This window comes from Methylomonas sp. LL1 (assembly GCF_015711015.1).
In the GTDB taxonomy this organism is placed as follows: Bacteria; Pseudomonadota; Gammaproteobacteria; order Methylococcales; family Methylomonadaceae; genus Methylomonas.
Genome location: NZ_CP064653.1, coordinates 99,075 through 112,607, shown reverse-complemented (window position 1 = coordinate 112,607; position 13,533 = coordinate 99,075). Strand labels below are relative to the sequence as shown.

General features: G+C 50.3%; 11 protein-coding genes and 1 pseudogene. 3 read left to right on the top strand and 9 right to left on the bottom strand.

Annotated elements, in window-relative coordinates:
• Window positions 1-277: 277 nt before the first annotated feature.
• Entirely contained in the window at window positions 278-634 is a 357-nt protein-coding gene (locus tag IVG45_RS01030) for a hypothetical protein (RefSeq protein ID WP_196436056.1), read from the top strand.
• Window positions 635-1,168: 534 nt separating this feature from the next.
• Here IVG45_RS01030 and IVG45_RS01025 read toward each other — a convergent pair.
• From IVG45_RS01025 to IVG45_RS22930, 4 genes and pseudogenes are all read right to left on the bottom strand, one after another.
• Window positions 1,169-1,735, bottom strand: coding sequence for a hypothetical protein (locus IVG45_RS01025; protein WP_196436055.1), 567 nt, complete (start codon window positions 1,733-1,735; stop codon window positions 1,169-1,171).
• Between the two features lie 247 nt (window positions 1,736-1,982).
• Window positions 1,983-2,552, bottom strand: a complete 570-nt coding sequence (locus IVG45_RS01020; protein ID WP_196436054.1) for a hypothetical protein — start codon at window positions 2,550-2,552, stop codon at window positions 1,983-1,985.
• A 43-nt stretch (window positions 2,553-2,595) separates the two neighbouring features.
• Entirely contained in the window at window positions 2,596-6,000 is a 3,405-nt protein-coding gene (locus IVG45_RS01015) for an RHS repeat-associated core domain-containing protein (protein ID WP_230874700.1), read from the bottom strand.
• 387 nt (window positions 6,001-6,387) lie between these two features.
• Window positions 6,388-6,531, bottom strand: a pseudogene (locus tag IVG45_RS22930) (DUF6531 domain-containing protein); the annotation flags it as partial.
• Between the two features lie 789 nt (window positions 6,532-7,320).
• On the opposite strand from IVG45_RS22930, the gene IVG45_RS01010 reads away from it, so the two are divergent.
• On the top strand, window positions 7,321-7,599 hold the full coding sequence (locus IVG45_RS01010; RefSeq protein ID WP_196436052.1) for a hypothetical protein: 279 nt from the start codon (window positions 7,321-7,323) through the stop codon (window positions 7,597-7,599).
• Window positions 7,600-7,866: 267 nt separating this feature from the next.
• On the opposite strand, the gene IVG45_RS01005 is transcribed toward IVG45_RS01010, so the two are convergent.
• A complete protein-coding gene (locus IVG45_RS01005) occupies window positions 7,867-9,459 on the bottom strand; it encodes a phospholipase D-like domain-containing protein (RefSeq protein WP_196436051.1) in 1,593 nt (530 codons plus the stop codon).
• Between the two features lie 254 nt (window positions 9,460-9,713).
• Here IVG45_RS01005 and IVG45_RS01000 point away from each other — a divergent pair, with 254 nt between their 5' ends.
• Complete coding sequence (locus IVG45_RS01000; protein ID WP_196436050.1) at window positions 9,714-9,974, top strand: hypothetical protein; 261 nt, start codon at window positions 9,714-9,716, stop codon at window positions 9,972-9,974.
• A gap of 140 nt (window positions 9,975-10,114) precedes the next feature.
• Here the strand turns inward: IVG45_RS01000 and IVG45_RS00995 are convergent, their stop codons facing one another.
• The 4 genes from IVG45_RS00995 to IVG45_RS00980 are packed head-to-tail and all read right to left on the bottom strand — an operon-like array spanning window position 10,115 to window position 13,532.
• On the bottom strand, window positions 10,115-10,978 hold the full coding sequence (locus tag IVG45_RS00995; protein ID WP_196436049.1) for a F0F1 ATP synthase subunit gamma: 864 nt from the start codon (window positions 10,976-10,978) through the stop codon (window positions 10,115-10,117).
• The gene (locus IVG45_RS00990; protein WP_196436048.1) at window positions 10,956-12,479 is read right to left on the bottom strand and encodes an alternate F1F0 ATPase, F1 subunit alpha; all 1,524 of its coding nucleotides are present in this window, start codon (window positions 12,477-12,479) and stop codon (window positions 10,956-10,958) included. The genes IVG45_RS00995 and IVG45_RS00990 overlap by 23 nt, the downstream gene beginning before the upstream one ends.
• Before the next feature lie 9 nt (window positions 12,480-12,488).
• Window positions 12,489-13,241: a F0F1 ATP synthase subunit B family protein gene (locus tag IVG45_RS00985; RefSeq protein WP_196436047.1), complete on the bottom strand. Its 753-nt coding sequence runs from the start codon at window positions 13,239-13,241 to the stop codon at window positions 12,489-12,491.
• Between the two features lie 3 nt (window positions 13,242-13,244).
• Complete coding sequence (locus IVG45_RS00980) at window positions 13,245-13,532, bottom strand: F0F1 ATP synthase subunit C (RefSeq protein ID WP_196436046.1); 288 nt, start codon at window positions 13,530-13,532, stop codon at window positions 13,245-13,247.
• Between the last annotated feature and the right edge of the window lies 1 nt (window position 13,533).

The following is a 13,533-nucleotide window of genomic DNA, read 5'->3' as shown; positions in this document are numbered from 1 at the left end:
CGGCGATGACGGCGCGGGACAATTTTCGACGGGCCACCGGAAACAGCAATAGCCAAACTGCTATTGGATTCAGGTTTTCAAGTAAGTGCTCGCACGGATTTGCTTGTACGTTTTTCTAGGCTTTAATCCCACAACAGCCCCACCACGGAAGTTTCCCAAAACAATTGTGGGGAGCCATGCGGAATCAGGCTTAAAGCAGCCCGCATCTGTTGTGGGGAAACTTTACAGTTCTAAGGGGGGTAAGCACTCGAGGCATAGATCCAAATAGGAGCCGACCATGGATACTCATTATGAAAAGTTCGAGATTGCAACCGTCATCCGCGATTTCTGGCTAGTCGACTCCGATTCGTATCAGCGAAAATACCGCACTGGCCACGAAAAACCCTTGGTGCCGGGCTTTTATATCGTCAACTGGCCAGACCACATTCGGGAAAGACGATTTAACGAACACGCCGAGTTCCACGGCCCCTTCGGGACCCGCCAACAAGCTCAAGCCACTCTGGAACAGATGCAAAAGGCATGGAAACGCATCGTATCGACAAGCGCCGATACACCACCAATGCCCGAGCTTATCGATAAAGAAGCCGAACTTACCCCAGACCGGTGCCTCCCTGACAAAGGGGCAAATGATTAACACGGGATTTCAGCGGGGACCGGCACGCTTTCTGATTCAATAAAAAACCCTGAACAAGCGCTGAATCTGGTCAAACTCATACAAATAAGGATTAGCCGCGTAGAGTATGCATCACATACCATTTTCAATGTTTCCGATGAATCAAACGCCAAAAAGGTACGCAATGCGTACCCTACATAACTAAAATTGTTCGTGGCAAGCCCCTGTTTCTGGGGCATTCCAATAAGGCCAGTGGCGAGGCGCATCGGTCGCGACAGATGCGCCTCCTTGCGTCGGCACATCCTATCGGCATCGAGTTTTAGCGCACCTTATCGCGTTGCTTCAGCAGCCGTTGCCGCCACGCCAACGGGACTCAATGGCCCATTTAGTGGGGTACCGGCAGGTGGTGGGCGCATGCCATCTGTACAGACAATACTTTGTCCATTCGCTGCACATAATGGATCAAGTCCAAGAGGATCGGTGAGATTTAGCGGATTATTGTTTACATAGGTGTAAGTATTAACGCCGCCAGGTATTATTCATTACTTTCAGTTGTTAGGGCCAAGCATTAGCTTCATTGCATGCGTTTCTAATAATTTTATCTCTAGGTTCGGAAAAAGTTGTCAAAATGCGAGATTTATCTTCATTAGGTTTTTCAGGGAGATTTAAACCTTCCTTAATTATAGATTCAACATCAAATCCACCAATTAAGTGATAGCGAAATTGAGGTAACTGTATATTGTACTCTGTTGCTATTCCTAATATGGTTATTTCATCATTATCTTTTCCGTAGTTAAAACCATATAACCCAGAGTTACCACCCCCAGGAATAAACCAGGTACATACTAAATGTTTCTCCCCTGTTTTAATCTTGCCTCTAAGCGGCTTTACGACCTCTACTTGAATAATCGCAACAGATAATGCCTCACCGGAATCAGTTACATATCCATTTTCTATTATCTTATATCCTGACGTCTTTCCAAAAAAAATGGTATCCGACTCAGGAACAATAGACGACTTAATTATTTCTAAAAAATCTTTATAACCTGCTTGCACATCAAAAGAGACGAGCAAAATAAAACTTAGCAATAAATAATAGCGTTTATCTAAAATTATATTCATACATTCCCCTATATTTTGCCTTTAATTGATCACTTGCAAACTTACCATAGGCTTCATTGAATTTATCTTTCCATTTTGTGCATTGTAAGTTTGTGCAGCTAACATAAATAAATTGCCTGCATTACCTGACTGACCTACTAAAATCAGGTCAAGCCCCAATGGGTCAATGGCATTTAATGGATTGTTATTTACATAGGTGTATATGTTTAGGCCACACCGTCATACACTCATCTACTACGTCATACCGTTATTTTTTCTCCGATGTAATTCCTGGCAAAAACACAGGGCAATTTAACTGTTTGGTTTGATCACCAGGCAATGGTACGAATTCAACTCTATCAGTCCCAGGCCATTTTTTTGAATTAAAGAATCCTGTTGCTTTGAAAGATTTAATTTGAACAGATTGAGTATTTGAAAAGTCCAACTCTAGCTTTATTTTTGCGGGAGATGAATGAGGAGTTCTTTCAAAAACATCTAATTCAAGAACATTATCATTGAGATTAGCCTCTAATGATCCTGCCCATGAAACCCAGGAGTCAACTGTCGGAGTAAAACTTAATGAACCATTTTTATCATTGACACATTCATTCATTGAAATACGTTCAAGACTACAACCATCTGAAGCACAATGTATATTGAATATATATATCCCGTGATCTAATTTATCATCATCTTTATTTGACGCTGCAATTGTAAGAAAAATGGGTCTTTCAATTCCTCTAACTTTCGAATTATCTTCTGCAAAAGCAAATTTTATATTACAAAAAATTGCAATAAATAAAAAAACAATACCTATATATTTACTTATTTTTAACATATTTTAAAAGCATTCCAAAAATAGTTCTTAAATGAAAATCAAGCTATGGTTGCCCACAGCACATAGAATTTTTATCGCAACGTGGTGGTTTTCTACGTCTATTAAATTCATTGATTAACCGTTGAGTTGCCCGGTTCCTTGCCTGGTCATAAGGATAGCCTTTTCCATTATTATCTTCTTGGCGTGGATCCTTTGGATCTAGTTTTGAATGAATAGCCTCATGAATGATTGTATCAAGTAGCTTACCAGCTTCCACATCATTGAGATCAGCAAGATACCGGTCATCAAGCCAAGTGTCGAGGGCACCACGTGTAGTTGCCGCAACAATAGTAGGGTCATGATAAATGCTTTCCAAATCTTTTATTGGATAGTAATCAGGAAACTTTAGATCGGGTTGAGTTTCAACTGCTAATTGTCTGGCTACGTAAATATCTTCTAACGTTAATCCCAATGGATCGATATAACGTAAGGGATTGTTTCGCACATAGGTGTAAGTATTAATGCCCCCCGCCAACCCAATCGGGTCGCTCTGCAAATACCGTCCTGTACCCGGATCGTAATATCGCTGCATATTGTAATGCCAACCAGTTTCGGCGTCGAAATATTGGCCGGGCAGGCGCAGGTTTTGGGTGATACCGGCCAGGGTGATGGTGGTTTGGCCGAAAGGATCGTAGTCGGCGCTCCAGACCGTTTGGCCTTGTTGGTCGCTGACTTTCAGCGGCGCACCCAGGTGGTTGTTGTGATAGTAACGGATGTCGCTTGTGCCGCTTAAGGTGTCGTCGATGCGCGCCAGGGGCTGGCCATCCAGGTAGGCATACTGGATGACGCTATAGTCCGGCAAGCTGGCCAGCCAGCCCCATTCGACCAGTAGCCGGCCCTCGCTGTCGTAACTCATCATATCCATGTCCAGCAGTGCCACTTTTCGAATCCGCCGGCCGAAGGCATCGTAGTCGTAACGGCCTTTCTGTACGCCGCCTTGGGTGACGGATGACAGTCGCTGGTCGGGCGCATAGTTGTTGGTTCGGGCGCCGATTTGGCTAATATGCCCTTGCGGGTTCGTCGCATAGGTTGTCACACTACCATTGCGGTTGACGCTGCCGAGTCTTTGACTGACGAGGTCGTATTGGTAGCCGGTATGAACGGTGTCCACATCCAACGTGCTACGGTTACCGACGGGGTCGTAGCCATAGCCTCGAGATTGGTAAGTCAAATGGGTGCCCAGCGTGGTAACCAATCGATCTAGTTCATCATAGGTATAGGCTTCCTCTTTGACCGTGCCAGTGTCGTCGCTTTGTGTGGCGATATTACCTACGGCATCGTATGTGTAGCGCTGCATAAAAACACTGCCGGCCGTTTCGGCGTTCAGGCGGTAATCCTCGTTGTAATTTCGGTTTATGCTCAAGCCATTGCCGTAATCCAGACTTTTGATCGGACCGAACGGCAAATGGACGACGTTGTCGGCCAAAATATGGGTAGCAGTGCCGTTCGTGCCGCTTTCAACGACTTGTACTCTACGTACTTGACCTGTTGCGTCGTAAAGATTTTGGATGGTGCTCACGGTCGGAGAGAACGTACCTGTCACTTGAGTTCCGATCGGTTGTCCATCGGCGTTGTAAGTGTATCCAGTCGCGGTGAAGGTACTCTGGCTGGCGTAGTAAACAGTGTTATTTGTCAGATTGCCTCGCAAATCGAATTGTTGCTTGGTTTCAATACTCCCTCGGCGAGCGCTAGACAGGTAGCCTTTTTGGCCGGCCCAGCCTTGGACGGTTCCATCGTAACTATTGACGACGTCCGCTTCCGTGCCCGGATAATCAATACCGAGCAGGCGGTTCAAGACATCGTAGCTGTAATTGGCCGTGATGTTGCCGGCATCGGTTTTTTGCGACATGTTGCCGGCGCTGTCGTAGCTATATTGGCTGGTGCCGGTATTGGGACTGTCGAGTTGAGTCAGATCGCCCAAGCCGTTGAAGCTATAGAGCGTACTGTGGTTGTTGGCGTCGGTGACTTGGGTGAGGCGGTCCAGGGCGTTGTACACGTAGTCGGTTTGGCCATTGAGGGCGTCGGTGCTGCGAATCAAGCGGTCCAAACTGTCATATTGCTGCTGGGTGGCATGACCATTAGCATCGGTGATTTTAGTCAGATTGCCGTTGGGGTCGTATTGGTATTGTGTGGTCTGATTGTAGGCGCCGATGTCCTGAGCCAGTCGCGACAGGGCATCGTAAACCCGGCTGTGGGTTTTGACGACCGTGCCGGCGGCATCCAAGATTTCTTCCTTAGTCCGGTTGCCCATCGCATCCAGGGTGTAATGGATTTTACCGCCCAGTGCATCGGTGATGTCGGTCAGGCGGTGGGCAGCATCATAGGTATAACGGTAATAAACGCCGGAGGGCTGAGTGACTTGGGTCAGGTTGCCGGCTCTGTCGTAGGTATAAAGGGTGGCGTTGCCGTCGACGGTTTTTTGCGTCAGTCGACCGCGCGGGTCGTAGGCAAAGCTGACGACCAAGCCATTGGGATCGGTCAGGCTCAGCAAATGGCCGTTGGCGTCGTAAGCGGTAAAGGTAGTGACGTGGCCCAGGGCATTGGTGACGGTCCAAAGGTCGCCGGGTTTGTGGCTGGCGCTGCTGTCGGCGTAATAGGTGTTAGTGGTGATGTCGTTGACGTCGGTGCGCGGGCCGTCGGCGGTGAGGATTTGGCCTAGGTTATTGTAGGTGTAGTTCCAAGTCCTACTTTGCTGGGTTGCGGTGTCGGTGACGGTTTTTTGCAGCAGGTTGCCGGCGGCATCGTAATCAAAGTGGATGCGTTGCCCGGCTTGATCGATTTGCGACGGCAAGCGGTAATTGACATGCCATTGGGTGCTGACTTTACGAATGCTGCTGCCGGCGAGTGGCGTGTACGCCGCCAGATCAGCAGGACAGCCGGCAACGACGGGCAAGCCTTCGACGCGAACGGTTTCCAGATTGCGGTTCAAGTCATAGGCATGGCAACTCAGGTTACCGTTGAAGTCGGTGCGGCTGGCGATGTTGCCGTTAGTGTCGTAGCCGAGGTTACTGGCCGAGGCGGCGCAGCCGGCACCGGCCGGTTGATCCGAGCCCGTGGCTTTTACAACCCCTAACACGGTGGTGAATCGAGTCGTCCTGATTGTGCCTAAGGGATCGGTAATGACGGTATTGCTACCGTCCTGGGCATAGTTAAGGCTATATTTCTCCACACCGCCGGCATGTTCGGTCGAAATCGCCTTACCTTGCGCATCGTATCGATAACTGGCGTAACGCACGCCGTTTTCATCGATGATGCCGGTCAGGGCATTGGGTTGACCAGTATAACCGGTATTATTTAGCTCACCATACACGTAGGTTTTCTTAGGATTATCCGTGACTATGCTTGGCGTTTCGTCGGGATAAGTAACCGTAGTCAGATTGCCCTTAGTATCGTAAGCATATTTCGTCATATTTCTATCGGGAAGGGTGACAAAAACAATCTGAGCGGAGCTGTTATAGGTAAAACTAAGATTTCGGCCGAAATGGTCTGTAACCTGTATCAATAGACCCGCATAAGGCGCTATCGATGTAGGTGTTGAGGCATTACTGTAAATCAGGTCTTGACCAAGGCCTAATCGATTGCTGATATTAAGTAATCTTCCGCTCGCGTCGTAAGTTTCTACGACATCATTTTCAGCCGAATAGCGCCAACCCATTCGCATACCACCTGAATCAGTCAATTCCGTGAGACTGTCAATGACATCGGCATCCGGCAGCCAGCTATTTCCAACCCGCCTGAATGTATATTCCTTACCGTCAGCCCGGCTTATCTGTATCTCGGTTTCGGTATTAACTTTAATCGAGTTTGCAAAATTATGTCGCCAGTTTTTTCCGACAGCGCTATTCACCGCAACTAATGAACTGTTATAGAACCGTTCGAAAACTAATGGGAATTGGCTCGAGCCTTGGTAATCGATTTCGGCTTGAAATTTTGTTCCCATTCCGGCATTAATTGGATTCCCTTCCGTTTCATTACAATTCGGCTGTCCCTTATTCTTTTTTTCCTCTTTAATAATGGAACAATTGCCGGATGGGAATACTCTGGTTTGGTTTGCGGGGCAAGTAGCATAACCGGTATCACAAGTTAACCACTCCACAGTCCAGCTCGCCGAGCCATCTGGACCTTTAGTAGGCCAAGGATATGCGCCAACTTTGATATTTCTTTTTAAGGTATTCTGTGGAATACATTTTGAACTAGTCCCCCCGCCGTTAACCGAACCCGATTGAGAATCGCCTGGACAGCCTACGCATGCAAACCAAGCAGCATAGGCAGCGGATTGATTTGGATAAAAAAAATAGAACTTATTAGTTGCAAATGAAGCAGTCGAAATCAACAATAAATATAAAATGAAGATTTTCTTTGTTAGCCGCAAAAAATCGCCAATATATGCTTTTGATAACTCGAAACGCCCAAACTCTATCCAGAACCCATCGCGTTGAGAACAATTCGTTGAAACTCTATTGGCTAGCTTTGTGTTGAAATTGATTCCTTTCATATTTCTAAATTTCCTATTCTAAGGCCGTATGTTTGATCAAAAACTCTACCGGAATATATCTGGTTTTTCAAATAATCTGTTCCCAGCCTATTTTTTACATTCCTAGCGGCTTCAGGGCCTTATCCATCACCTGTAGATTTGTCCCTAGCGCTTCTGGGAGAATACCTAATACTTTTGGTGGCATTCCCAACAGCATTGGGGTATCGCCTGGAATCGCCGGATAGGTTCCTGTCCGTGATAGCTATTTGCCCTGCAGCACTGGGGAGTTATCTAACGACGCCGGTGATTTTCCCAGGGTTGCTGGATATGGTTCCAGCACCAGCAGCGATGTCACCAGCACAGTTATTGGCAACTCTGCTCCAACATCCGGCAAAAAGGAAGCGGAAGTGGAAGGGTGCGCTGCTCGTGGATGCTAAAATGGGCAAAAAAGGCATCAATCCCATGATCAGTCTCTGTCGTAATCGCTACGAACAAGGCTGGGTAGAGCAACGTGAAACCCAGCGACTGCTTTGAAATAACCCAACTCCTTCGCATTCAAAATGCTTGTTGAAACTTATCGGCTTCAAAGCTGAGGTTCATTATTATTCAACCCAGCCTTCTGCAAACCCAACATCGGCTTATTATCAATTTGCGACCATTGGCAAAACCGGAGCGAATGTCGCTTGAGGTCGACAGCGGCATATACGGATTTTGCTCCACAAAACCAGTCAGTTAGTCACTTCATAAATTGTTAGGTTTCATTTCGCTATTATGAGATTTGATACTGGCACAACTCCGGATTCAATAAAAAACCCTGAACAAGCGCTGAATCTGGTCAAACTCATACAAATAAGGTTTAGCCACATCGTGGTTGGCGGCCACCACAATCAGATCGTGGGAAAACACCGAGGTGTTATACCAGTTGAAGCTGCCTTCGATAACGATGTAATCGTCGATCACGCAATACTTGGAATGGATGGGCGAATACGGCACAGGTAGATCATCCTGCCCATACACCAGGCCTACTCGTATCCCAGCCCACTTCAAGCGCTGTACCGCCGGCAGCAAGGGCCGGTTCAACTCCTCGTGCATCGGCCGCTCAACCCCGATCCGCCCCTGCCGGGCCAGGTGGCCATTGAACAGCATTTGCACATCAACGCCCCGCTCCTTGGCTTGAATTAGGGCGCTCACCACGCTGTCATGATGATCGCCGAGCAAATCGCCGATTAAAAACAGACAAATCTTGATCGAATGCCGCGCCCGGTGAATTTCGGCCAGAATGGCATGGTGCGGCCGATAAACCTGCCCATTGGCCATGGTGTGCCGGCCGAAGGTATACAGCAAATTGAACGGACTCAACGGGTCGATACCGTATTTTTGGATCACGCCGCCGCGCTGGCTCTGGAAAATATTATCCAGTAAGCGGCAAACGCCCTTCGAATGAAAGGTCATGCCGGATTCCCAATTGGCCCACCAACGGTCGAAGGTGATGTTGAATGAACCGATGATGCAATCTTCATCATTAAAGATGATGAATTTGGTATGCATATCCGGCTCGACTTCGATCAAATGATGCTTGGGAGTACAGAACACGCCGATCAGTTCTATGCCTGAGCGTTTCAGATTGACATAGGTGTGGCTATTGGTCATGGTCATCTTGCGCCAGTCGACCACGCATTGCACCCAGACGCCTTGATGGCTGGCGTGTATCAAATGATTGACGAAATCATTGTCGTCTATGCAGTCGACGCTGACCTTGATGGTACACAGCCGATTCGGATTATCGCGTTTGCTGATGATGACCTTGTCGATATGGTCGTGAATGAAGCGTTTCGGGTGATACGGGTGATATTGCTGACCCTTGGTGAATTTGGGAATCAGATTCAGCGAATGAAAATGGTGGTTATACCAATCGACATCGGCTTGCAACTCGCCGGAATTCAGCTCATAGGTACGATGGTGATTGGCGGTGGCATGCTCATCGGTAATGGTACGCTGCTGATGATGACCATCCTGCAGTTGATACCAGTCCATGAAAATATATTCGTTCCGCGACGCTATCGAATGCTCGCCCAGATGCACGATGAACGAAAACTTGATGCAATTGATCTTGCCGAAATGGGTCGAGTACGGATGAATGAAAAAATCGCGAGTCGCCCGTTTATGCCTGTCCCATTGAATATCGAAGGCGTCGGTATCGACGATAAAGGTTTCGCAAACCGCATCGCGGTAAATCTTCAAAATCACCTTCAAGTTGGCCGACATGCCATGAAACATATCAAACTCTATCCTGCCCCAACGTAGACTAAAGGTGTCCTTGAAATCGTTGACGCGCTGAAAAAAGCCGCCCAGTTTGCCAAACACGGGTTTTGCATAATGTTCTGCTACTTGCATATCGTTGTCCGGAATGAAACAGATTCGGAATTATGCACCAAATACCGTCCGGATTCAGAATTGGAGTTACCAAGCAAAAAACCGGGCTTATGTCAATCCACCGCATCAAGAAAACCAGCAAAATTATGCTTGATTTTTATTGCCAAATTGTTAAGTTGATAGCGTTATTTTTTTTAAATAACAGGTCCGGAAATCGACCTTGACTTGGTGATGGAATTACCACTCAACACTTCGTAAGAGATAAGGAGAACGTCATGAATAAAATAACCCCCCATCTTCTAAGAGACTTACACACCTCATTACCAGAAGGCACCGAATGCTATCTATCCTCGACGGCACGAAAAGCCCTGCTCAAATACCGTAAAGGCATGGAGCCTTCGGCTTTCATCAACAAGGACACGGCCATGTCGCTACTCGGGCAAAGACTGGGACGTGGATTGAAACGCTTTCTACTCAAGGATATACGCTCCGCATTACCGGCTCATCACGCTTGCCAGCCTGAAAGAATGGCCTAACTTTATCGCTTGAGAATACAACTTTCCTTTAGGATTCGGAATTTATGCCCAACCATCCCCCTGACTCAAGGGGGATTTTTCATCTTTTACGCTAAGCCCGAACCAACCGACCTCAAACTCGACCGGGTAAAAGCCTCCGTTCATGGTTCGCCGCTGACGGCTTCAAAACCGGCGCCGATATCGAGTAATTCGGCGTCGATCGTTTCCTGACGTTGATGGCGAAATTCAGCCAATAATTCGTCATGCCTCTCCTGAATATTTTTTTCCGCCGCCTGCATCGCGCGTAGCCGCATCTGGTTTTCGGCCGACAGCGATTCGGTACAGGCGCGAAACAGACTGATAAACAGATGCTGACGTATCAGCGCGGCCAACAGCGGCTCGGCATCCAAACTAAAACTCGGCAGCACATGGGATGGCCAGGGTTCACAAGCCAATCGACCGAACCGCTCCAGATCGACCGGCAACAGAGGCAACAGCTCCGGCGCGCCGGCTTGGCTATAAATCAATACCATCCGCTCGATGGACTGCTCCCGCCATTGGTCCAGCCTGGCTAGAATCAGTTTGACCGTTGCGCCAATGCCGGCGGCAGAACCGGGTGCCGGCAAGCTTTCCGCAACCGGCTGCCCAATCTCGTTCAAGCGTGCATCGATACGGCTGCCCACGGCCAGAATACTGCGACCCGCCGGCGGCACCTGAAAACCGTTCAGTTTGTCGAGCGCAAACGCGACCAAATCTTCGTTGAAGCGGCCGCACAATCCCACATCCGACCCAAAAATCACCGCCGCCAGCCGCGCAGGCGGCCGCTTTCGGCTAGGCCGCCGATTGCCGCCCCGAAGCGCGACCTGTAAGCCCATGTCGACCGTTTCGGAATATTCACCCAGAGATTTCAACACCGCCTCGTATTGCCTTCCACTCACCGCTGCCAGAGCTTTCATGGTGCGAACGATGGCACGCAGTTCCCCGACCGTCTTGATCCGTCGCCTAAGGGCCTGCTCGGTTTCCATCCGTCCCTCCCGCCTCCAGTGCCTGTCGCGCCAGCGTCAGAACCGCCGCGCGATCCTCTGCCTTCAATGCCTGGCCTTGCTGAATACGGCGACCAAGTTCGGTCAACTCCGAGATGGCCATATTGCGAACCGTTTGCTCCGCCACCGCGATTTGGTCAAGCGGCAGAGCGTCGAACAGGCCTTCGCTAACGGCCAATAACACGGCAATTTGTTCGCAAGGACTCAGGGCTTCCCTCTCATGTTGTTTCAGGATTTCGCGCACCCGTTTGCCGCGTTCCAATGTGGCGCGCGTTATTTGATCCAGCCGGGTACCGAAGCGGGCGAACATTTCCAACTCCTCGAACTGGGCGTAATACAGTTTCAGTGCGCCGGCCACCAATCGGTAAGCCGGCAATTGCGCCTTGCCGCCGACCCGCGACACCGATTTACCGACATCCACCGCCGGCAGCAGCCCTTTATGGAACAGCTCGGGCGACAGATAAATCTGACCGTCGGTGATGGAAATCAGATTGGTGGCGATATAAGCCGCCAGGTTTTCGGCTTCGATTTCGATGATGGGCAAGGCGGTCAGCGAGCCGCCCTTGGCCAGCCGGGTCGAACGCTCCAATAGACGCGAATGAATATAAAAAATATCGCCCGGATAGGCCTCGCGTCCCGGCGGACGGCGCAGCAACAGCGACAGCTCCCGGTAGGCCAGCGCGTGATGAGTCAGATCGTCGTAGACGATCAGCACGTCGCGGCCCTGCTCCATGAAATATTCGGCCATGCTGGTGGCGGCGTATGGGGTGATGTACTGTAGACCAGGCGGCTGCTCGGCACCGGCGACCACCACCACGGTTTGACTCATGACCTGTTGCGAACGCAGGGTTTCGATCACCCGCGCCACCGCATCGCCACGCTGGCCGATCGCGCAATAAATGCAAATCACATCGCGGTCGCGCTGATTCAGGATGGTCGCCAAAGCGATAGCGGTCTTGCCGGTCTGGCGGTCACCGACAATCAGCTGGCGCTGTCCCCGCCCAATCGGTATCGTAGCGTCGATTACCTTGATGCCGGTTTGCAGCGGCTGATTGACCGGCGCGCGATCGAGAATGGCCGGCGCTTCGCGTTCGATCGGCCAGCGCTGCATCGCAGTCAAATCGCCGCCTTCGTCCAACGGCTGACCCAGCGCATTGACGATGCGTCCGAGCAATTCATTGCCCACCGGCACATCCGCCACCCGGCCGGTACGCCGGACCCGACCACCGGCGCTGATGCGTTCACTGGCATCGAGCAATATCACGCCGACTTGCTCGGGATCGAGATTGAAGGCCAAACCGAATAGGCCGCCGTCGAATTCGACCAATTCCAGGGCCTGAACGCCGGGCAGCCCATCCACCAAGGCCACGCCATGGCCGACATGTCTGACGCGGCCGGTCTCGACCAGGGATAGTTCGGCTTGGTGTTGTTCCAGCAGGCGGCTCATGGCGGTGGAGGTACCGGTCAGCGCTTCATTCAGCATGAATAGCGGTCACGCCTTGCCGGCCTGATTCAGCACATTCTCCAACTCGTCCTCCAAGGACTCAAAATAACGCTCGACGCGCCATTCAAGCGTATAGGACGGGCTGATCAGCATCAGGCCACAGAGGCTGTCGGAAAGTGGTTCGAAGCGGACGGCCAAATTCGCGGCCAGCATGTTGCGCAAGCCTTCGGCGAAAAAGCTGCGCAATTCCTCGTTCAGCTCAAAACTACTGGCCAGAACAACGTTGCCGGACTCGGAGAGCAGGCGCTTTTCGTGTTCGGACAGGCCTTGCAATCGTTTAAAGAAATTGGCGAACAGCGCTTGCTCCAATTCAAAGCTGGACAGGTCTTGTAAGACCTTGCGCGAGGTAGCGATAATTAATTGGCCCAACTCCCGCTGCAGCCGGTGTTGAAACTCGGATTTTTCCCGTTCAACTTCCCGCCGCCACTGCTCCGCCATGGCGGCGGTTTCTTCACGGGCATGCTCGACCAACTTGCGGCGTTCGGCGGCGGCCTCCTCCTTGGCCGCCGCCAACAGCTCGGCGCGATGAATCTCCAGTTCGGCGAGTTTGTCGCGATAATCCTGGGCTTGCTGTTCGGCCTGTAGGGCCTTTTGACTAGCTTCTTCCATACGCACCTCTATGTTTTGCTTGCGCCTATCCATGGCCTGGATGATGGGCTGGTATAAAAAACGATGCAGCAACCACATCAGGATCAGAAAATTGATCCATTGCGCGCCGACCGTCAGCCAGTCGATCCGCACCGTTTAGCCTCCGGCCTTGCTGATGAAGTGCTCCCAGAACGGATTGGCAAAGATCAAGATCATGCTGACCACCAGACAGTAAATGCCGGTGGATTCGACCATCGCCACGCCGACGAACAGCGTGCGGGTCAATGTCGGCGCTTCGTCCGGCTGCTGGGCGATGGCATGCAAGGCCTCGGCCACGGCCCGGCCTTCGCCGAGCGCCGGCCCAATACTGCCGATGGCCATCGTGAAACCGGCGGTAAAAATGGATACGGCGGCAATGATGACGTCGGCACTGATTTCGCTCATA

Bases quoted from the DNA above. Each gene is read 5' to 3' on its own strand.
- IVG45_RS01005 (WP_196436051.1), bottom strand. From the start codon at position 9,459: ATGCAAGTAGCAGAACATTATGCAAAACCCGTGTTTGGCAAACTGGGC.
- IVG45_RS01000 (WP_196436050.1), top strand. From the start codon at position 9,714: ATGAATAAAATAACCCCCCATCTTCTAAGAGACTTACACACCTCATTA.
- IVG45_RS01020 (WP_196436054.1), bottom strand. From the start codon at position 2,552: ATGTTAAAAATAAGTAAATATATAGGTATTGTTTTTTTATTTATTGCA.
- IVG45_RS00990 (WP_196436048.1), bottom strand. From the start codon at position 12,479: ATGCTGAATGAAGCGCTGACCGGTACCTCCACCGCCATGAGCCGCCTG.
- IVG45_RS01015 (WP_230874700.1), bottom strand. From the start codon at position 6,000: ATGACGAAATATGCTTACGATACTAAGGGCAATCTGACTACGGTTACT.
- IVG45_RS01030 (WP_196436056.1), top strand. From the start codon at position 278: ATGGATACTCATTATGAAAAGTTCGAGATTGCAACCGTCATCCGCGAT.
- IVG45_RS00980 (WP_196436046.1), bottom strand. From the start codon at position 13,532: ATGAGCGAAATCAGTGCCGACGTCATCATTGCCGCCGTATCCATTTTT.
- IVG45_RS00995 (WP_196436049.1), bottom strand. From the start codon at position 10,978: ATGGAAACCGAGCAGGCCCTTAGGCGACGGATCAAGACGGTCGGGGAA.
- IVG45_RS01025 (WP_196436055.1), bottom strand. From the start codon at position 1,735: ATGAATATAATTTTAGATAAACGCTATTATTTATTGCTAAGTTTTATT.